We start from the raw sequence: 19,909 nt of genomic DNA, 5'->3' as shown, positions 1-19,909 counted from the left end.
CACCGCGACCCCCTCCTCCCCTTTCTTCCTGACCACAGTTCTCTTCCCGACCACAGTCCAGCCGGTCCGACCCTCGCTTCCGCCCGGCCTTCACCGAACGCACGGTTCACGACCTCGCGCGCTCTCGCGCGTCCTTAGGTGGCTACTCCCATGTCAAAAACAGCTGATATCCGACTCCCGGACCCCAGTCGCTGGAAAGCGCTGGCGTTCATCGCGCTCGCGCAGTTGATGGTCGTGCTCGATGCCACCATCGTGAACATCGCGCTTCCGCACGCCCAGACGGACCTCGGCATCACCGATGCCAACAAGCAGTGGGTCATCACGGCCTATGCCCTCGCCTTCGGCGGTCTGCTGCTCTTCGGGGGCCGGATCGCCGACCTCTGGGGCCGCAAGCGCACCTTCGTCGTCGGTCTGATCGGCTTCGCGCTGGCGTCCGCCCTCGGTGGCGCGGCGCAGAACCAGGGCATGCTGTTCGGCTCCCGCGCCCTTCAGGGTGTGTTCGGCGCGCTGCTCGCCCCGGCGGCCCTCTCGCTGCTCGCGGTGATGTTCACCGATGCCAAGGAGCGCGCCAAGGCGTTCGGCATCTACGGGGCGATCGCCGGTGGCGGTGGCGCCGTCGGCCTGATCCTCGGCGGTTTCCTCACCCAGACGCTGAACTGGCGCTGGACGTTCTTCGTCAACATCCCGTTCGCGATCGTCGCCGCAGCCGGTGCGTACTTCGTGATCCGCGAGCCGGCCGGCAGCCGTAACCGCTCGTCGCTCGACATCCCCGGTGTCGTCCTGTCCGCGCTGGGTCTGGTCGCGCTGGTCTACGGGTTCACCCGCGCCGAGTCCAGCGGCTGGTCGGACACGCTGACCATCGGCACGTTCGTCGCCTCCGCCGTGCTGCTGCTCGCCTTCGTCCTGGTCGAGTCCAAGGTCAAGTCGCCGCTGCTCCCGCTGCGCGTCGTGATGGACCGCAACCGCGGTGGCGTCTACCTCTCGCTGGGTCTGGCCATCATCGCGATGTTCGGCCTGTTCCTGTTCCTCACGTACTACCTGCAGGTCGTCAAGGGCTACTCGCCGATCAAGACGGGCTTCGCCTTCATGCCGATGATCGTCGGCATGATCACCGGTTCGACGCAGATCGGCGCCCGGCTGATGACGCGGGTCCCGGCCCGCATGCTCATGGCTCCCGGCTTCCTGGTCGCCGGCGTCGGCATGCTGCTGCTCACCCAACTGGAGATCGACACGTCCTACGCGGCGGTCATCCTGCCCGGTCAGCTCCTGCTGGGTCTGGGCATGGGCACGGCGTTCATGCCGGCCATGTCCCTGGCCACGCACGGCATCGAGCCGCGTGACTCGGGAGTCGCCTCCGCGATGGTCAACACCTCGCAGCAGGTCGGCGGTGCGATCGGTACGGCGCTGCTCAACACCATCGCCGCCTCGGCCGCCACGGCGTACGCCACCTCGCACGCCGCTCTCGGTGCCACCGACCCGGAGCAGCTGAAGCTCCAGTCGATGGTGCACGGCTTCACCGGCGCCATCTGGTGGGCCGTCGGCATCCTGGTGGTGGCCGCCGCGATCGCGGGGACCTTCATCAACGCCGGCCGTCCGTCGGCCACCACGACGTCCGGGGGCACCGGCTCCGGTGACGCCGAGGGCGTCGAGGACGAGTTCAGGATCCCGGTCGTCGCGCACTGAGCGCCCGTCCGTGAGGTTCTGTCACTGCCGTGACGGGGCGTGAAGCGAGTTCTGCCCCGGTTCCGTGTCCACGGAGCCGGGGCAGAGGCGTGTGCGGGGTGTGCGGGGGTGTGGTCAGCGGAGCCAGGGAAGGTCCGCGTCGGTGCCCTCCGGCTGGAGCCCGGCCGCCATGACCTGCATGATCTCGCCGAGCGTGTGTACCTGCTCGGGGGTGAGCCGGTCGAACATCGCCTGGCGTACGGCGCTGACGTGCCCGGGGGCGGAGCGGCGGAGCATCTCGTAGCCCTCCTGGGTGAGGACCGCGTTCTGGCCGCGCTTGTCGGAGGGGCAGTCCTCGCGGCGCACCCAGCCGCTCTTCTCCAGCCGGGCGACGGCGTGCGAGAGCCGGGAGCGGGTGATCTTGGCGTTCCTGGCCAGTTCGGTCATCCGCAGTCGGCGGCGGGGTGCCTGGGCGAGCTGGACGAGCAGCCCGTAGTAGATGTGCGGCATGCCGGCATCACGTTGCAACTGGCGGTCGAGGTGATCCTCCAGGAGCGTGGTGGCGTGGAGATACGCACGCCAGACGCGCCGTTCTTCGTCGGTGAGCCAGCGCGGCCCACCGGTGGATGCCGTGGTCATGTACTCCACTGTACGACCTTTTCTTGAAAGTTGAACTAGATAGAGCTAAGGTCTCCAGGGATCGGAACTTGAAGTTTAAAGAAAAGCTCCGTCGAAGGCCCGGTGGATCCCGGTAGAAGACTTACCTTGAGTAGCAGTGGATGGGGAGTGTCATGACAGTCACAGCGGAGCGCATGCCCGCCCTCTATCTCTCCCACGGCGCACCGCCGCTGGCCGACGACCCCGTCTGGCCCGGCGAACTGGCCGCCTGGTCCGCCGGGCTGCCGCGCCCCACCGCGATCCTCATGGTCTCCGCCCACTGGGAGGAGGCCCCGCTCGCGCTGGGAGCCACCGAGACGGTCCCGCTGGTCTACGACTTCTGGGGCTTCCCCGAGCACTACTACCAGGTGCGGTACGCCGCGCCGGGCGCCCCCGCACTGGCCGAGAGCGTCCGCAAGCTGCTGCGCGGCGCCGGTACGCCGGTCCAGGACATCCCGGACCGCGGGCTCGACCACGGGGCGTACGTCCCCCTGGTGGAGATGTTCCCCGGGGCCGACATCCCGGTCCTGCAGATTTCCATGCCGACGCTGGACCCGCAGAAGCTGATGGACATCGGGCGCAAGCTCGCGCCGCTGCGCGACGAGGGCGTCCTGATCGTCGGCAGCGGCTTCTTCACACACAACCTGGCCGCGCTGCGGCACACGGGCGGCGGCGTGCCCGGCTGGTCCGCGGAGTTCGACGACTGGGGACAGCGCGCGCTCCAGGCGCAGGACATCGACGCGCTGCTGGACTTCGAGCACAAGTCCCCGGCCGGCCGCCTCGCCCACCCGCGCACCGAGCACTTCGCCCCCCTCTTCGTCACGCTCGGGGCGGCGGAGGAGGAGCTGGGGCAGGGACGCAGCGTCATCGACGGGTTCTGGATGGGGCTGGCCAAGCGCTCGGTGCAGTTCGGCTGAGGCGCGCGCTCCCGTACTGAGGCGCGCCCACCCGTACACGCCCCCCGCTCAGAATGCCGACGGGTTCAGCTCCACCGACCGGAGCGCGGCGGCCAGCGCGGTCGCGTCACCGACGTCCAGGGCGGTGTCGGTGAACTTGATGGTGTGGTCGTCGCCGTGCGCGGCCGCCCGCGCGAAGACCTCTTCCGGGGACAGCCCGCCGGACACGGCCGCGCGCTCGGCGGGCCGGGCCGGGGAGTACGCGGCCGTGACCGCCGCGCTCGCCGCCCAGGCGGCCGCCAGGCTCGGCGTCCACAGCTCGCGGGGGAGCGCGGGCAGGGCCCGCAGCACGGCGTTGGGTGCGGTGGCGGCGTGCACCAGCATGATCGGCTCGCCGTATCCGTACGCCGCGTAGCGGTGGGTGGCGGCCCGCACCAGTTCCTCCAGCCGGGCACGAGCGGCTTCGGGGCCGTCCACGAGCTGCCCCGGCCACGCCGGGAACGCGGTCAGCTGGTCCAGCCGGTGCCGGATGCCGCCGCTCTGATCGGGGACCGGTGCCACGGCGTCCAGTGCGCCGGCGGCGTTGGCTGCCGGGGCGAGCGGGGACAGCGGGGGCAGCGGCTGGTAGCGGGCCGCCCAGTAGCCGAGCGCGTGGGCCAGCTCGGTCACCCGGGGCGCGGTCTCCGGCGCGCCCAGCAGGGTGCGCACGCTGTGACCGACCCGGATCACCGGGTGCGTGGCCCCGGCGGCGATGCCGGGCAGCAGCCGCGGCCACCACTCGGCGAGGACCTCGCGCCAGGGCCGGTCCGCCGTCTCCCGCTCGAAGTACACCGCCCAGTCGGCGATGCGCCGCGGGTCGCCCAGCGCCTGCCGCCAGTTGTCCGGGGTCACCTCGGCGACCCGGTCCGGCATGTCCTCCAGCTTCGCCCGGTAGTGGTCCAGCCAGCGGTGCACTCCGGGCGCCCCGCCGTGGCGCACCAGCGCCTCGACGGCCATCGGGGCGTGGTTGCTCAGCCAGCCGCCGCGCTCGGGGCCGAAGGCGTGAAGCCGCTCCAGTGCTTCGTCGAGGGTTCCTGAGGTGTCGGGCGGGGTGTGCCTCGTGAGGTCCATGCCCCGTCACACTAGGCGGGTCACGGGCGTCCGGTAACGGGCTGCGGTCCCGGACGGGGCGGGCGCCGGGACTAGGTCTGCGGTCCCAGTTGTTTCTCGTACCAGGCCACGTCCCAGTACCGGTCGAACTTCCGGCCGACCTCCGTGTACGTGCCGATGGGACGGAACCCGAAGCGTTCGTGCAGCCGGACCGAGGAGTCGTTGGGCTGGGTGATGCCCGCGTACGCGCGACGCAGGTCCTCACCGGCGAGGGCCTCGAAGAGTGCCGTGTAGAGGAGAGTGCCGATGCCGCGGCCCGTGGCGTCGGGGGAGCAGTAGACGCTCACCTCGACGGAGGTGGAGTACGCCGCCTTGGGGCGGAACGCGCTGCTGGTCGCGTAGCCCAGGATCCGGGCCCCGGCCCCTCCGTCCGCATGGCGGACGTCCTGGGCAACCAGAAGCCGGTGCGGGCCGTCTTCAGGATGGGAGCGCAGCCACGGCAGGCGCTGCTCGGGGGTGAAGGGGGTTACGTCGAATGTGAGGGCGGTCTCACGTACGTAATGGTTGTAGATGTCCGTCAGAGCGCCCAGATCGCTCTCGACGCCCGGCCTGACCTGCACTTCCGTGCCCAGCTGTGTCATGTGCCCTCCCCTGTCGGCGCGACAGGGTACTGCATGATCGCGAAAATGAATGCCGGTCATGGGAATTCTGTCCGGATTCCAGTCGTTGTTTCCATCGGATGCAGGGCACCCGAAAGGGTGTCGCGACCTACTCAGCAAGGGAGCACGCATGGCAACCCGTGCCGTCGCCCGACGTTCGTCCGCCACCGGCGGGACCAACCGGGCAAGCAGTGTTCGCGCCGCGGGCGGGGAGATCGCCGATCGCGACCTGGTCGGCATGTACCTGGACGAGATCGCGCGCACGCCGCTGCTCGATGCCGCCAAGGAGGTCGAGCTGTCGCAGACGCTGGAAGCAGGCGTTTTCGCGCAGCAGGTCCTCGACGGTGCGGTGGAGAGCGAAGCCGGCGGGGCCTCGCGCGAGGAGCTGGAGGCGCTGGTCGCCGAGGGCGAGCGCGCCAAGGACATATTCATCCGTTCCAACCTCCGACTCGTCGTTGCCGTCGCCCGCCGCTATCCGAGGGCCGGGCTGCCCCTGCTCGACCTGATCCAGGAGGGCAACGCGGGCCTGGTGCGCGCGGTCGAGAAGTTCGACTACGCCAAGGGCTTCAAGTTCTCCACGTATGCGACGTGGTGGATCCGGCAGGCCATCACCCGTTCCATAGCCGACCAGTCCCGCACGATCCGGCTCCCCGTCCACCTGGTGGAGGAGCTCGGCCGGATCCGTCGTGTCCAGCGCGAGTTCAACCGTGAGAACGGTCGCGATCCCGAGCACTCGGAGATCGCCGCCGAGCTGGACTCGACCACGTCGCGGGTCAGCGACGTCCTGGACTGGGCCCGTGACCCGGTCAGTCTGAACATGTCGGTGGACGACGCCGGCGACACACAGTTCGGTGACCTCCTGGAGGACACCTCCGCGGTGTCGCCCGAGCAGTCCGTGATGACGCTGCTGCGCAGTGAGGAGCTGGAGGAGCTGATCGGCAAGCTCGACCACCGCACCGCATCGATCATCCGTATGCGGTACGGCATCGAGGACGGCCGTGAGCGGACCCTGACCGAGGTGGGCAAGCAGCACGGGCTCACCCGCGAGCGGATCCGCCAGATCGAGAAGCACGCACTGCTCGAACTGAAGCGAATGGCTCACGACACGGGCTTTGACGCTGCGGCGTGAGCCCGAGTCCAGTAACCTCCGAATTGGGCCGCTTCACATCGGCGGCCCCCTGAAGCTGAGTCCCGGCGCCCACCCCCCCCTGGCGCCGGGGCTCATCCTTTTTCCGGACCGCGAGAGCGCGGGCCCCTATGAGCCGGGCGCCGCCGCGCGGGTGAGCCTGCCGCCCAGGTCGTTCAGATACGTCACCAGCTGAGGCGGCCGGTGCGCGGTGAACTCGCAGTCCACCAGTGCGAGGCGCAGGGCCACCCATTCCAGCGAGTCGGTCAGCACCGCCCGCAGCCGGCAGCCGTGCTCGCCGTTCTGCTCCAGCGGACCCATCGAGGCGGGCAGCCGTGAGGCGACGAACTCGGCGGGGGCCGCGAAGCTCACGTCGACCTCCAGCTCCGGCTGGAGGCGCGCCATGGAGCGGCTGAGGAACTCCGCCGCATCGCCGGTGGGCAGCTCACGCGGTGTGAAACGGGCTCCTGTTGCGAACGGGTCGCTCACCCGGTCGACCCGGAACGTGCGCCAGTCCTCCCGCTCCAGGTCGTACGCGACGAGATACCAGCGCCACCCCGTGCTGACCAGGCGGTACGGCTCCACCTGCCGTCGCGTCTCCGCGCCGTCCCCCGCCCGGTACCCGAACCGCAGCCGCTCCCGCCCGGTGACCGCCGACGCCATCACGGTCAGCGTCTGCGGGTCGATGGTCGAGCCGTCGCCCCGGGCCAGCGGCATCGTCGCGTTCTGCAGGGTGGAGACCCGGTGGCGCAGCCGTGAGGGCAGCACCTGTTCCAGCTTGGCCAGCGCCCGTACGGAGGCCTCGTCGACGCCCTCGATGGCGTGGCCGGCCCCGGCCCGCAGTCCCACCGCGATGGCCACCGCCTCCTCGTCGTCCAGCAGCAGCGGCGGCATCGCCGTACCGGCCACGAGGCGGTAGCCGCCGACCGAGCCGCGCGAAGCCTCGACGGGATAGCCCAGGTCACGGAGCCGGTCGATGTCGCGGCGGATGGTGCGGGCGCTGACGTCGAGGCGGTCGGCGAGTTCACTGCCCGGCCACTCGCGCGGCGTCTGGAGCAGTGACAGCAGATTCAGCAGTCGTGCCGGGGTGTCGGTCATGTCACCCAGGATGCCCGTCCATTGGGTCATGACCTGACCTAATGGACGTTTAACTTCTTCATATGACTTCTTCCGCATCCCAGCCGTCGCCGACGGCCGTTCCCACGGCGTCCCCGGACCCGTCGGACCGCCGACGGTGGTTCGCGCTGGCCATCGTGATGACCGCGGCCTTCATGGACCTGGTCGACGTCACGATCGTCAACATCGCCATCCCGAGCATCAAGGCGGACACCGGAGCCTCGTTCAGCTCGATCCAGTGGATCACCGCCGGGTACGCCCTGGCCTTCGCCGCCGGTCTGATCACCGGTGGCCGGCTCGGTGACATCTACGGTCGCAAGCGGCTCTTCCTCATCGGGATCGGCGGCTTCACCGTGGCCTCCGCGCTCTGCGGATTCGCCGCCAACCCGGAGATGCTCGTCGCCTCGCGCATCCTCCAGGGCGGCACGGCCGCACTGATGGTGCCGCAGGTGCTGTCCATCGTGCACGCCACGTTCCCGGCGCACGAGCGCGGCAAGGTCTTCGGCCTCTTCGGCGCGATCGTCGGCCTCGGCGCCGTGTCCGGCCCGCTGCTCGGCGCACTGCTCACCGAGTGGAACATCGCCGGTCTGGAATGGCGCCCGATCTTCCTGATCAACCTGCCGGTCGGCATCGCGGGTCTGATCCTGGGCCGCAAGTTCATCACCGAGTCCAAGGCGCCGCAGGCGCTCCGCCTCGACCTGGTCGGTGTGGTGCTGGTGACGCTGGGGATGCTCATGCTCATCTACCCGCTGACCCGCGGCGAGGAACTGGGCTGGCCGCTCTGGGGCTACCTGTCGATGGCCGGCAGCATCGTGGTCTTCGCCGGCCTCGTGCTGTTCGAGCGGGTGAAGGCGCGCCGGGACGGTTCGCCGCTGGTCGAGCTGTCGCTGTTCCGGGTCAAGAGCTTCGCCGCGGGCATCGCCGTGCAGCTGACCTTCGGCATCGGCCTCGGGATCTTCTTCCTGGTCTGGACGCTGTACATGCAGGAGGGGCTCGGCTGGAGCGCGCTGCGGGCCGGTACGACCGGTATCCCGTTCTCGATCGCCGTCTCGTTCGCCGCCGGTATCTCCGTGCAGAAACTGGTGCCGCGCTTCGGTCGCAAGGTGCTCCAGGCGGGGGCGCTGCTCATGATCGCCGGTCTGCTGCTCTACATCTGGGAGTCCGGCCGCTACGGCATGGCGATCACGTCCTGGCAGATGGCGCTGCCGCTGGTGGTCATGGGTGTCGGGATGGGGCTGATCGTCGCCCCGCTGGCCGACGCGGTGCTGTCCGAGGTGCCGAAGGAGCACGCGGGATCGGCCTCCGGACTGTTCAACACGGTGCAGCAGATGGGCAACGCGCTGGGGCTCGCCCTGGTCTCGGTCGTCTTCTTCGGGGCGATGGGCGACAAGCTGACGCCGCCGGAGATCGGTCCGGCGTTCGCCGACGCCTTCGAGCAGTCGCTGTGGTGGGTGGCCGGTGTGCTCGCGGTGATCTTCCTGGTGATGTTCGCGCTGCCGGCCCGTCCGAAGCAGCACGTGGAGGGTGGCGACGAGAGCGCCGAGCCGTTCGAGGAGCCGGCCAAGGAGCCGGTGCTGACGCACTGAGCGGGCGGAGCGGAAGCGGAAGAACATGACGGTGCCCGCACCCCGGCCGGGGTGCGGGCACCGTCATGTCCGGACGGGCCCGGGCCGCCCGTCATACGGGGGCCGGGCCGCGCGCGTCAGCAGATGCGCGTGCGGCTCTCCATCGCGCCGCGCGCGGCCTCCTCGTCGCCGTACACCTCGCACATGTGACGGCCGTCCGGCGTCGCCGTGTGCTCGACCTCCCACAGGCTCGTCTCGCTGCCGTCGAGCAGCAGGAAGGCGTGCTCGTACAGCGTGAACCCCGCGTCGCGCCCGTCCACCTGGCACTGCCGGCCGAAGATCTGGGTGATGTGGTGAGCGAAGGCCGCCCGCAGCAGGAGGGCCGTCTCTTCGCCCGGCCCGTTCCGGTTCTCCGCCCGGCGCAGCACCCGGCGGGCGTGGTCCGCGGAATTGTCCGGGGCGTACATCCGGGGCAGCGGGGCGGGGGGTGCGGCCAACAGGGCGTCGATGATCTCCAGGTCGGCCTGCGGTCCGTCGTGCCCGAAGACCGGGCCGTCGCAGAAGCCGCCGGTCAGCCGGGCCGCCGCGATGTGGGCGTCCGCCTCGTCGTCGTACAGCTCGTGCTGGAGCGGGCCCGGCTCCGCGCCGTGCCCCGGGCCGCGCGGGGCGGCGGCCTGGCGCGGGCCGCTGTGCACAAGCTCCCACACGGCGAGCGGCGTGCCGTCGGCCAGCAGATAGGTGTGCCGGTAGGTCTCGCGGTGCAGGGAGGGACTGTGGTGCGAGGAGTGCAGGGAACTGCTGTGGGCGAGTGCGGTGCCGAGCCGCTCGACCGTGCGGTCGGGCAGGTCGAACGAATTGAGAGCCCGTCGCAGGATTCGCTCGAGGTGCTGCTCGGTTGTCTCGTACGGATCGCTCAAGGTGCTGTCTCCAGGCCGTCGCCGCGTGTGACTTGGTGCGTGCTCAACGTAGTCCCTGGGTCTGACATCGTGACCGGGGTTGGGAAAAACGTACGGTGCACGCAGAAGGTTCCCGCTGTTCGCCCGAACTTCCCTAACTGGACGGCGAGTCGGCTCCGCGCCCCGTATTGTCCGGTGGCCGCGCCGATTGCCGTGGTGTGTCGTAGAGGTCGCCGTACGCGAGGTATGTGCCGCCGCCGGCACGGCCGTTGACGCCCGTGGCCGCCCGTACCGCCTTCACGACGGCCCGCGTCACGGCCTCCGCACCCGCCGCCAGCAGGTCGTTGACGGCGAGCGGGTTCGCCGGATCCAGTGTGCGGACGCCGGTGGCCAGGGCGAAGACGGTGTCCCCGTCATTCATCAGGTGGACGGGCCGGACGGCGCGCGCCAGCCCGTCGTGGGCCGTCCCCGCGAGCTTCTGCGCCTGCGCGCGGCCGAGGTCGGCGTCCGTGGCGACGACGGCGAGCGTGGTGTTGAGCGGGGGGCGCGTGTTCGCGTCGTGCGCCTGCGCCAGGCGCCGTTGCGCCTCCTGGTGGATCTCCGGCGCGGGTGCGAGGGCCGGCTCGGCGCCCCCGTACTCCCCGTACAGCACCCCGGTGCGGGGATCGAGCACGGAGCCCGCCGCGTTCACCACCGCCAGGGCGGCCACCGTGATCCCGGACGGCAGCCGGACGCTCGCCGTGCCCACCCCGCCCTTCAACTGCCCGGCGACCGCACCCGTGCCCGCGCCGACGCAGCCCTCCGCGACCGCGGCCCCGGCCTCCGTGCGCGCCGCGTCCTCCACCGCGGCCCGGCCCGTCGAGGCGTCCGGGCGGGCCCGCCAGTCGCCGCCCCTTCCCAGGTCGAAGACGCAGGCGGCGGGGACCACCGGAACCACCTGGGACGGATCGGCGCCGACCCGCACGCCGCGCCCCTGTTCCTCCAGCCAGGCCATCACCCCGGACGCCGCGTCCAGGCCGAACGCGCTGCCGCCGGTGAGGACCACGGCGTCGATGCGCTGCACCAGATTGCGCGGATCCAGCGCGTCCGTCTCGCGGGTGCCCGGTCCGCCGCCGCGTACGTCGACGGCCGCGACCGCGCCGCCCTCGGGCGCGAGGACCACGGTGGTGCCGCTGAGCGCCCCTTCGCCCGCGACCCGCGCGTGCCCGACGCGGATCCCGGCGACATCGGTCAGCGCGTCCCGCCGGTGCGGTGCGGGTGAAGGCGGTGATGCGGGGGCTGGGGTGTCCTGGCCGGTCATCCGGTGCTCCTCGGGGTGACTCTTCTCGGGGGCGCGCATCGTGAACGTACCCGCCGGACGGTGAGGGGAAGCAGGACGGACCGAAATATTTGTGAATGCATTCACAAGCGAACGATGGTCCAAAGTCCCGGAAGAAGTCCCAGCTCGGACGGTGTACGCGTGCCGCCTGCCGGCTGCCGACGGGACCAACGACACTTCGCTGAGGACCAATGCGGGCCGCCGGACGTGCTGATCGGGAGTGCAATGGACGCAGCGGCGAAGAAGACGCGCGGACGACAGCGGAAGGTGCGGGCCATGACGGCGACTGCGGCAGAGGCGACCACGGACAGCGGAGCCTGGGACGGCTTCAGGGGCGGACTGTGGCGCGACGCGATCGAGCATCGCCGGTCTCTCGGTCGCCGCCGACTCGCTCTCCGCCGTCAAGTACGCCCGGGTGAAGGTGATCCGCGACGAGACCGGCCTGGCGACGGACTACGAGATCGAGGGCGACCACCCGGCGTACGGGAACAACGACGAACGGGCCGACGCCCTGGCGCGAGGCATCGTCCGCGACTTCATGGAGAAGATCCGCAAGCACCCCACCTACCGCGACGCCGTGCACACCCAGTCGGTCCTGACGATCACCTCCAACGTGGTCTACGGCAAGAAGACCGGCAACACCCCGGACGGCCGCCGTTCCGGCGCCCCGTTCGCCCCCGGCGCCAACCCGATGAACGGGCGCGACGAACACGGTTACATCGCCTCCGCCCTCTCGGTCGCCAAGCTGCCGTACGACGACGCGGAGGACGGCATCTCGCTGACCCACACCATCACGCCCGACGCGCTCGGCCGGACCCCGCAGGAGCGCGTCCGCAACCTCGCCGGTGTGCTGGACGGATTCACGGCGAGCGACGGCTTCCACATGAACGTCAACGTCCTCGACCGGGCCACCCTCCAGGACGCCATGGAGCACCCGGAGAACTACCCGCAGCTGACCGTCCGGGTTCTCCGGATACGCGGTCAACTTCACGCGGCTGACCCGCGAGCAGCAGCTCGACGTCATCAACCGCACCTTCCACAGCTCACTCTGAACCCGGCTCGGGGACCGCCGAAGCGGCGGCCCCCGAGCCCCTGAACCGCGCGGCGCCGGGTGCCCACCCCCCGTAATGGCCCCGGCGTCGCGCGCTCCCCTCGGCGGCCCCAGCCGGCCGCAGACCCTCCGCGAAGAAGGTCCCGTCATGGCCGTCCTCCTCGACCTCACCGACACTCCTGCCTCCCCGGTCGCCCCCGCCACTCCGGCGGGCGCGGTCACACAGCGGGCGGTCTCCGGCTCGGTCCACTCGTGGGACCTGTCGACGGGTGTCGACGGTCCCGGCACCCGCTTCGTCACCTTCCTGGCCGGCTGCCCGCTGACCTGCCTCTACTGCCACAACCCCGACACCATGCGGATGCGCAGCGGCACCCGGACCTCGGCCGACGACATGGTCGCCGAGGCGGCCAAGTACACGACGTTCATCCGTGCGGCCGGCGGCGGAGCGACCATCAGCGGCGGCGAACCCCTGCTCCAGCCCGTCTTCGCCGGTGAGCTCCTGCACCGCTACAAGCACGAGCTCGGGCTGCACACCGCACTGGACACCTCCGGCTTCCTCGGTGCGCGCGCCACCGACGCACTGCTGCGCGACGCCGATCTGGTCCTGCTCGACATCAAGTCCTGGGACCGTGCCACCTACCGCGAGGTCACGGGCCGGCCGCTGGAGCCCACCCTGGACTTCGCCCACCGCCTCGCCGCTCTCGGCAAGGAGGTGCATGTCCGCTTCGTGCTGGTCCCCGGACTGACCGACGACCCGGCCAACGTCGACGGTGTCGCGTCCTTCGCCGCCTCCCTCGGCAACGTCTCGCGCGTCGACGTCCTCCCCTTCCACAAGCTCGGCGAGGCGAAGTGGCAGGCGCTGGGCAGACCGTTCACCCTCTCCGGCACCCCGTCACCCACTCCCGGGCAGGTCGCTGCCGCCCGCAAGATCTTCACCTCGCACGGCTTGTACGCCGTGTGAGTGATCGTCCGGCTCGTCGCCGGAGACCGACGAGCCACGACGCGCTCACCCCGTAAGGACATAAAACAGGACTAATATCCCCATACGGTCCTACGCTGACGTGGTGACCGAGCCACCAGAAGCCTCTGCCGCAGCAGCGCAGCCCGCCCCCGGTGACCCCACCGGTTCCGCCGGCGCGGCCGTCGACCCGCCGCCCGCCGGCGGATCCGCCCGCTCCGGCGCCGCCGTCCCCCGGTCCGTCACCGCCCGCGCGACAGCGGCCGGTGTGATCGTCTCCCTCCTGCTGATCGTGGCCATCGTGCTGGGCAGCAGATTCCTGGAGAACTTCGACTCCGCGCTGCTGCCGTACGCCGTGGCCACGGTTTTCCTCGCCTTCGGCGTCGCCTACCGCTACACGGTCTGGGTCTCCGCACCCGGCGCCCGACGGCTGTTCAAGAAGGGCTGGGGGAGCCTCTTCTCGGCCGAGAACTTCCGTAAGGCGCCCACCGCCCTGCCGAAGATGATCGCCACCTACCTCGGCTTCCAGAAGTTCCTCGGCGCCCGCTCCCACGCCCGCTGGGCCGCCCACCAGCTGATCTTCTGGGGGTGCATCCTCGCGTCCCTGATCACCTTCCCGCTGACCTGGGGCTGGTTCACCTTCACCTCGGGCACCGGATCCGGACCCGGTTACGAGATGCGTATCTGGGGCTTCAAGATCATCGGCTTCGACTCCCTGGACATCCTCGGCTGGCTGATGTTCCACGGCCTGGACATCGCCGCCGTCCTCGTCATTCCCGGCGCCTCCTACTTCCTGTGGCGCCGGATGAAGGACCGCGGCGCCATCACCGGCCAGCGGTTCGGCTACGACCTCGTGCCGCTGATCGCGCTGATCGTCATCTCCGTGACGGGCCTGCTCCTCACCTTCTCGTCGATCTTCCTGCACGGCGGCGGCTACGAGTTCCTGGCGATCCTCCACATGGTCTCGGTGGTCTTCACCCTCATCTACATCCCGTTCGGGAAGTTCTTCCACATCGTCCAGCGCCCCGCCGCCGTGGGCATGCAGCTGTTCAAGTACACCGGCCGGCAGGACCAGGAGGTCTTCAGCTGCCGCCGCTGCGAGGAACCCATCGACACCACCCCGTACGTCGAGAACCTCCGCGGCACCATGCGTGACCTCAGCCTCGACTTCGACGAGTGGGCCGAGTACTGCCCGCGCTGCAAGCGGGTGCTGCGCGGCAGCGCCTATCTCTCCCAGGTGAAGAAGGGCTTCAAGTGACCGCGGACCCGCGAGCAGCCGACACCCGTGCGGTCGTCCCCCTCGACCCCTCCCTCGCCCCGCCCGGCACCCGCGCCTTCCGGGACGCCGGCGGCATCCCCGCCGACAAGTGGCACGCCGACCAGAACGGCGAGACGCTCGTCCCCACTCACTGCTGCTTCTGCGGAGTGCAGTGCGGGATGTATCTGCGCGTCGACCGCGGCGGCAAGGTCTTCGGCGTCGAACCCCGCAACCACGACATCAACCGGATGCGCCTGTGCCCCAAGGGCATCAACGCGTACCAGCAGGTCAACCACCCCGACCGGCTCACCGCCCCGCTCATGCGCCGCTCCCGCGACGAGGAGTTCCGGGAGGTCTCCTGGGACGAGGCGCTCGACTTCACCGTCGCCGAGATCAAGCGCATCCAGCAGACCTACGGCAACGACGCCTTCGGGCTGCTCGGCGGGGCGAGCCTCTTCTCCGAGAAGACCTATCTGGTCGGCAAGTTCGCCCGGGTCGCCCTCAAGACCCGGCACGTCGACTACAACGGCCGGCTCTGCATGGTCAGCGCGGCGGGCGCCAACAAGCTCGCCTTCGGCATCGACCGGGCCGGCAACCCCTTCTCCGACATCCTGCTCACCGACTGCCTGCTCATCGCGGGCTCCAACGTCGGCGAGTGCTTCCCCGTGATGACCCAGTACGTGTGGGGCGCCCGGGACCGCGGCGCCAGCCTGATCGTCATCGACCCGCGCGAGACGGCCATCGCGCGGACCGCCGACATCCATGTCGCCCTCAAGCCCGGGACCGACGCGGCGTTCTTCAACTCCGTGCTCCACGTGATCATCGAGGAGGGCCTCACCGACGAGGCGTACCTCGCCGCCCACGCCACCGGCTGGGAGGAGGTGAAGGCCAAGGTCGCGGAGTACCCACCGTCCCGGGCCGCCGAGATCTGCGGAATCCCCGCCGAACAGGTCGTCCAGGTCGCCCGCACCTTCGCCCGCGCGCCCAAGGCCATGGCCTGGCACGCCCGCGGCATCGAGCACCACTCGCAGGGCGTCGAGAACTGCCTCACCGTGATCAACCTCTGCACCGCCACCGGACACATCGGCAAGCCCGGCTCCGGCTACGGCACCATCACCGGACAGGGCAACGGACAGGGCGGCCGCGAGCACGGTCAGAAGTCCGACCTCCTGCCCGGCGGCCGCTCGATCATGAACGACGAGCACCGCCGGCAGATCTGCGAGATCTGGGGCATCGAGGAGTCCGAACTCCCGCGCGCCGGCACCTCGATGATGGAAATGGTCTGGCAGATGCAGCGCCGCGAGATCCGCGGCCTGATCGGCATCTGCAACAACCCCTTCGTCTCCCTGCCCAACTACAAGGTGGTCAAGGAGGGATACGACACAGCTGAGTTCCACGCTCAATTCGACTTCTTCCTCTCCGAGACAGCGGCCAACGCGCATGTGGTCTTCCCCGTCACCACCTGGGCCGAGGACGAAGGCGTGATGGCCAATGCCGAGGCCCGGGTGGTCAAGCACAACAAGGCCCAGGACCCGCCCCCCGGCGTACGGACCGACACCTGGGTGATGTGCGAACTCGCCAGGCGTCTCGGCGCGGGCGACAAGTTCGCCTTCGCCGACTCCCGCGAGGTCTTCGACGAACTGCGGACCGCCTCCGCCGGCACCGTCAACGACTACTACGGCATCACCTACGAACGCCTGGAGGAGACCGGCGGAATCGCCTGGCCCTGCCCCTCCACCGATCACCCCGGCACCCCCCGGCTGTTCGAGGACGGCAGGACCTACCACCCCGACGGCAAGATCCACATGCAGGTCGTCGAATGGCACCTGCCGATGGACCCGTACGACGACGACCACCCCATGTCCCTCACCACCGGCCGTACCGTCGCGCACTTCCTCTCCGGCAATCAGACCCGCCGCCTGGGCGCCCTCGTCGAACAGACCCCACGCCCCTGGGCCGAGGTCCACCCCTCCCACGGCTTCCGCAACGGCGAACCGGTCCGCGTCGTCACCCGGCGCGGCAGCGAGGTCTTCCCCGCCCTGGTCACCGAGGCGATCCGCCCCGACACCGTCTTCATCCCGTACCACTGGCCGGTCCCCACCGCCGCCAACGCGCTGACCATCGACGCCCTGGACCCCCGCTCCAAGATCCCCGAGTACAAGGTGTGCGCCTGCCGCATCGAGCACGCCGAGAAGATCGACGAGGTACCCGCGCCCCCGGTCGCGCCGGGCCACGTCGCCTACCCGGAGACCCAGGTCTCCCGCACCGACCCGCTGCCCCCCACGTCCCCGCAGGGCCGTGGCACCTCGGAGAGGAGCTGATGCCCGCATGATGGGCAGAACGATCTTTATCGACCCGGGGCGCTGCATCGGCTGCCAGGCCTGTGTCTCCGCCTGCCGGGAATGCGACTCCCACCGCGGCAAGTCGATGATCCACCTCGACTACACCGACGAGGGCCAGTCCGTCGCCTCCCTTCCCACGGTCTGCATGCACTGCGAGGACCCTGTCGCCCCCTGTGCCGAGGTCTGTCCCGCCGACGCGATCCTGGTGACCGCGGACGGGGTGGTGCAGCAGGCGGACACCACCCGCTGCATCGGCTGCGCCAACTGCGTCAACGCCTGCCCCTTCGGCGTACCGAAGATCGACCTCCAGGCGAAGCTGCAGATGAAGTGCAACCTCTGCTACGACCGCACCGCCTACGGTCTCGCCCCCATGTGCGCCACCGTCTGCCCGACCGGGGCGCTCTTCTACGGAACGGTCGAGGAACTCCAGGCCGAACGCCCCGGCGTCCAGGTCGCCGACACCTTCGTCTTCGGCGAGACCGAGGTCCGCACCGGAGTCGCCATGGTCGTGCCCGCCGACCGGGTCCAGTGGCCGGTGCCGGGCGGCCTGCCCGTCGTGGAGATCAACGGGAAGGACGTCCGCCGATGACCGTCACCGAACAGCCGCCCCCCGGGGACCCGCGGCAGCCGTCCTCCGGGGACCCGCGCGAGGCCCTCCACGACCGGATCGCCGCCGACTCCCTGACCACCCGCCGGGACTACCTCCGCATCGTCGCCACCGTCTCCGGCGGCCTCGCGGTCGGCGGACTCGGCGTCGCGGCCGGCATGCTCCCGCGCCACGGTGACCCCGAGGACGACAAGGCACCGGCACCGAAACGGATCAGCTCCCAGCTGCTGCCCGGGGAGTCCCTCGCCTTCAGCTACCCGGAGGAGGAGGACAAGGCCGTCGCCGTCCGGCTCGATGACGGCACCCTCGTCGGCTATTCGGCGATCTGCACCCACCTGGCCTGCGCCGTGCTGTGGCGGAAGGACCGGGGTTCCGAGGGCGAGCTGTACTGCCCCTGTCACGAGGGCGTCTTCGATGCCCGCACCGGCGAGGTCACCGCCGGCCCGCCGCCCCGCGGGCTGCCCAAGGTCGTCCTCACCGAGCAGACGGACGGCAGCATCTGGGCCGTCGGCACCACCCGCTCCGGCGAGAGCATCGAGAAGGGGCTGTGCCGCCAGCTCGGCGACGACCGCCCGGACCTCGCCTCCCGGATCGGCTGCCCCGGAGTCCGCGGGGGCGCCGAAGCCCCGGAGGCCGCCGGCAGCTCCCGTACCGGAGCCACCCGGCCCGAGACCCCCGGCAGGCGGACATGAGCGACGCGCAGCAGCCTCCCGGCCCGCACTACCCGGAGTACCACCCGGGCAGCGCACGGCCCGAACTCAACCGGCCCGTCCACGAGCGCTACCCGCAGATCCGGTCCACCAGCGGCTACGGCGACCCGCGCGTCCGCCACACCGGGCCCGGCCCGGGGGCGGGCACCGACCAGGAACCGGAGCGGTCCTCGAAACTCACGGCACGGCTGACCCTGGCCATGACCGTCGTCATCGGGCAGCTCTGGGGGCTCACGGTCATCGTCGACGAATACATGGAGGGCAACACCGGCACCGCCTGGTGGGGGGCCGGATTCCTCTGCCTGTCGTTCCTCGTCGCGCTCGGCCTCTGGTGGCTCGACCCCAAGGACCGCTGACCGGGCCGGTGCTCCGGGCAGGGCACCCCGCCCGCGCCCGGAGGCGGGCTCAGGGTGTCCCCGCCTCCGCAGGGCGGCCGTACCCTGGGAGGTATGAGTACCGCCCCCGCCCCCGGACCGCGCGATTCGAAGCCGAGCGAGCCGGACCGGCCGAAGCCCAAGCCGGCACTGATCTTCGACGATCCGCTGGACCAGCAGTCCGCGGACGATACGGACCGGGGGTGGGGTGAGCGGGCCCCCTCCGGTGGCAGCGCCGCCGACCTGGCCCGCTTCCTCGACGAGAAGCCGCCCCACCACGTCTGAGCCCGCCCCCGCTAGGCCCGCGGCGCTACGTCAGGTCGCCCCGCCCCGGCTCCTCGCCGCGGTTCCCCTCCACTGAGCCGCTGCCGCTGCCGCCGCTGCCGCTGCTGCCGCCGCTGCGCTGCGCGACCAGAGCGTCGCGGATCTCCTTCAGGACCTCCAGCTCGCTCACCTCCATCGTCTCCTGCACGCCTTCCTTCGCCGCCTGCATGGCAGCCCGCTTGGCGAGGTACTTCGCCATCGGGAGCACCATCAGGAAGTAGACGACGGCAGCGGTGATCAGGAAGCTGAGGGTGGCGCTGAGCACCGAGCCCCACAGGATCCGGATGCCCTCGGTCGCCTCGCCCGTCTTCGGGTCCGTCACACAGGGGCCCTTGAGACAGGAGCTGTAGTTCTCCAGATCCTGGGTGCCGAACGCACCGACGAGCGGGTTGATGACGCCCTTGACGACGGCGTTCACGATGTTCGTGAACGCGGCGCCGATGACGACGGCCACCGCCAGATCGATCACGTTGCCGCGCGTCAGGAAGGCCTTGAAGCCCTCCAGCAGACTGACTTTCTTCTTCTCGCTCACGCCCGAGCCGTCCTTCGTATGTGCCGTAAGAGGAGCAAACTGTTCCGCAACCTACGGCAGTACAAGGGGAATCCACCCCATCCACGGCTGATGTCAGGTGACGTGATGGTTCGTCAGTGCGAATCAACACAGGATCACCGCAAACCCGCCTGAGATTCCCGCACCGGCCAGCGTCGTGGCCGTCGCCCGCGGCACGGAGAGCACGATCAGCGCCCCGTTCTCCGTGGAGCCCTCGGCGGACGCCGCCGGCACCCGGGTCACCCGCGCCCCCTTCGCCAGTACCCGCGAGCCGGCTCCGGTGCCTTCGGACGCGATCACGTCGACCCGGTCTCCCGGGCGCAGCAGCCGGACGGTTTCCGCATCGGCGATCCGGACGGGCGCGGAGACCAGACGGACCGGCGGCGGCACCCGGCGCGAGGCGGTTCCGGCTGCATCGGCCGCACCGCGCCCGCTGATCTGCCCGCCCCCGCCCCCGCCTCCGCCCCCGTCCCCGCTCCCGGCTCCGCCACCGAGCCCCGAAGCGGCCAGTGCGGCAGCCGTCAGGGCCAGCCCTGCGGCCATCGCCCGCCGCTGCCGCCACACCGCCCGCCGCAACCGCCGGCCGCTGCCCCCGCGCACCCGCAGCGGGGGGAACGGCGGCACCCCGCCGGGCGGCGGAGCGGACGGGGGCGTGGAGAGGGGAGAGGGGGAGCCGTACGGAGACATGCCAAACACCGCCTGCGGTAGGGGAGTTCAGGGACAGGGGAACGCGTGCAGATGAATCGGATCG

General features: G+C 70.7%; 19 protein-coding genes and 1 pseudogene. 12 read left to right on the top strand and 8 right to left on the bottom strand.

What is annotated here, in order from left to right:
* Positions 1-150: 150 nt before the first annotated feature.
* Positions 151-1,683 carry an MFS transporter gene (locus OG446_RS15125; RefSeq protein ID WP_328894534.1) on the top strand — a complete coding sequence of 511 codons (1,533 nt, stop codon included), beginning with the start codon at positions 151-153 and terminating at the stop codon, positions 1,681-1,683.
* Positions 1,684-1,797: 114 nt separating this feature from the next.
* Here OG446_RS15125 and OG446_RS15120 read toward each other — a convergent pair whose 3' ends face one another.
* A complete protein-coding gene (locus OG446_RS15120; RefSeq protein WP_328894533.1) occupies positions 1,798-2,310 on the bottom strand; it encodes a MarR family winged helix-turn-helix transcriptional regulator in 513 nt (170 codons plus the stop codon).
* 143 nt (positions 2,311-2,453) lie between these two features.
* On the opposite strand from OG446_RS15120, the gene OG446_RS15115 reads away from it, so the two are divergent.
* The gene (locus tag OG446_RS15115; protein ID WP_328894532.1) at positions 2,454-3,236 is read left to right on the top strand and encodes a dioxygenase family protein; all 783 of its coding nucleotides are present in this window, start codon (positions 2,454-2,456) and stop codon (positions 3,234-3,236) included.
* 48 nt (positions 3,237-3,284) lie between these two features.
* On the opposite strand, the gene OG446_RS15110 is transcribed toward OG446_RS15115, so the two are convergent.
* Together OG446_RS15110 and OG446_RS15105 are read right to left on the bottom strand one after the other, a co-directional pair.
* Complete coding sequence (locus OG446_RS15110; RefSeq protein ID WP_328894531.1) at positions 3,285-4,325, bottom strand: questin oxidase family protein; 1,041 nt, start codon at positions 4,323-4,325, stop codon at positions 3,285-3,287.
* Positions 4,326-4,396: 71 nt separating this feature from the next.
* Entirely contained in the window at positions 4,397-4,945 is a 549-nt protein-coding gene (locus OG446_RS15105; RefSeq protein WP_328894530.1) for a GNAT family N-acetyltransferase, read from the bottom strand.
* A 148-nt stretch (positions 4,946-5,093) separates the two neighbouring features.
* Between OG446_RS15105 and OG446_RS15100 the strand changes: the two genes are divergently transcribed.
* Positions 5,094-6,092 carry a sigma-70 family RNA polymerase sigma factor gene (locus OG446_RS15100; RefSeq protein WP_328894529.1) on the top strand — a complete coding sequence of 333 codons (999 nt, stop codon included), beginning with the start codon at positions 5,094-5,096 and terminating at the stop codon, positions 6,090-6,092.
* 126 nt (positions 6,093-6,218) lie between these two features.
* Here OG446_RS15100 and OG446_RS15095 read toward each other — a convergent pair whose 3' ends face one another.
* On the bottom strand, positions 6,219-7,187 hold the full coding sequence (locus OG446_RS15095; RefSeq protein WP_328898305.1) for a helix-turn-helix transcriptional regulator: 969 nt from the start codon (positions 7,185-7,187) through the stop codon (positions 6,219-6,221).
* Between the two features lie 62 nt (positions 7,188-7,249).
* Here OG446_RS15095 and OG446_RS15090 point away from each other — a divergent pair, with 62 nt between their 5' ends.
* Positions 7,250-8,791, top strand: a complete 1,542-nt coding sequence (locus OG446_RS15090) for an MFS transporter (protein ID WP_328894528.1) — start codon at positions 7,250-7,252, stop codon at positions 8,789-8,791.
* Positions 8,792-8,907: 116 nt separating this feature from the next.
* Here OG446_RS15090 and OG446_RS15085 read toward each other — a convergent pair whose 3' ends face one another.
* Complete coding sequence (locus OG446_RS15085; RefSeq protein ID WP_328894527.1) at positions 8,908-9,687, bottom strand: DUF6227 family protein; 780 nt, start codon at positions 9,685-9,687, stop codon at positions 8,908-8,910.
* A gap of 133 nt (positions 9,688-9,820) precedes the next feature.
* Positions 9,821-10,966 carry a P1 family peptidase gene (locus tag OG446_RS15080; RefSeq protein WP_328894526.1) on the bottom strand — a complete coding sequence of 382 codons (1,146 nt, stop codon included), beginning with the start codon at positions 10,964-10,966 and terminating at the stop codon, positions 9,821-9,823.
* A 379-nt stretch (positions 10,967-11,345) separates the two neighbouring features.
* Here OG446_RS15080 and OG446_RS15075 point away from each other — a divergent pair.
* The 8 genes and pseudogenes from OG446_RS15075 to OG446_RS15040 all read left to right on the top strand — a co-directional run.
* Positions 11,346-12,036 (top strand): annotated as a pseudogene (locus OG446_RS15075) (glycine radical domain-containing protein); the annotation flags it as partial.
* A 147-nt stretch (positions 12,037-12,183) separates the two neighbouring features.
* The gene (gene pflA / locus OG446_RS15070; RefSeq protein WP_328894525.1) at positions 12,184-12,996 is read left to right on the top strand and encodes a pyruvate formate-lyase-activating protein; all 813 of its coding nucleotides are present in this window, start codon (positions 12,184-12,186) and stop codon (positions 12,994-12,996) included.
* Positions 12,997-13,099: 103 nt separating this feature from the next.
* Positions 13,100-14,251 (top strand): MFS transporter, encoded by a 1,152-nt coding sequence (locus OG446_RS15065; protein ID WP_328894524.1) that lies wholly within the window; start codon positions 13,100-13,102, stop codon positions 14,249-14,251.
* Complete coding sequence (locus tag OG446_RS15060; RefSeq protein ID WP_328894523.1) at positions 14,248-16,572, top strand: molybdopterin oxidoreductase family protein; 2,325 nt, start codon at positions 14,248-14,250, stop codon at positions 16,570-16,572. Before OG446_RS15065 ends, OG446_RS15060 begins: the two co-directional genes overlap by 4 nt.
* A 7-nt stretch (positions 16,573-16,579) precedes the next feature.
* Positions 16,580-17,182 carry a 4Fe-4S dicluster domain-containing protein gene (locus OG446_RS15055; RefSeq protein WP_136327991.1) on the top strand — a complete coding sequence of 201 codons (603 nt, stop codon included), beginning with the start codon at positions 16,580-16,582 and terminating at the stop codon, positions 17,180-17,182.
* A complete protein-coding gene (locus OG446_RS15050; RefSeq protein ID WP_328894522.1) occupies positions 17,179-17,892 on the top strand; it encodes a Rieske (2Fe-2S) protein in 714 nt (237 codons plus the stop codon). Before OG446_RS15055 ends, OG446_RS15050 begins: the two co-directional genes overlap by 4 nt.
* Complete coding sequence (locus OG446_RS15045; RefSeq protein WP_328894521.1) at positions 17,889-18,266, top strand: hypothetical protein; 378 nt, start codon at positions 17,889-17,891, stop codon at positions 18,264-18,266. Before OG446_RS15050 ends, OG446_RS15045 begins: the two co-directional genes overlap by 4 nt.
* A 93-nt stretch (positions 18,267-18,359) precedes the next feature.
* Positions 18,360-18,569: a hypothetical protein gene (locus OG446_RS15040; RefSeq protein WP_148019148.1), complete on the top strand. Its 210-nt coding sequence runs from the start codon at positions 18,360-18,362 to the stop codon at positions 18,567-18,569.
* A 25-nt stretch (positions 18,570-18,594) separates the two neighbouring features.
* Here OG446_RS15040 and OG446_RS15035 read toward each other — a convergent pair whose 3' ends face one another.
* Together OG446_RS15035 and OG446_RS15030 are read right to left on the bottom strand one after the other, a co-directional pair.
* Positions 18,595-19,140, bottom strand: a complete 546-nt coding sequence (locus OG446_RS15035; RefSeq protein WP_328894520.1) for a large conductance mechanosensitive channel protein MscL — start codon at positions 19,138-19,140, stop codon at positions 18,595-18,597.
* 123 nt (positions 19,141-19,263) lie between these two features.
* A complete protein-coding gene (locus OG446_RS15030) occupies positions 19,264-19,845 on the bottom strand; it encodes a hypothetical protein (protein ID WP_328894519.1) in 582 nt (193 codons plus the stop codon).
* Between the last annotated feature and the right edge of the window lie 64 nt (positions 19,846-19,909).

It is taken from the genome of Streptomyces sp. NBC_00236 (genome assembly GCF_036195045.1).
Taxonomy (GTDB): domain Bacteria; phylum Actinomycetota; class Actinomycetes; order Streptomycetales; family Streptomycetaceae; genus Streptomyces.
This window is presented reverse-complemented; position numbering and strand designations above follow the sequence as displayed.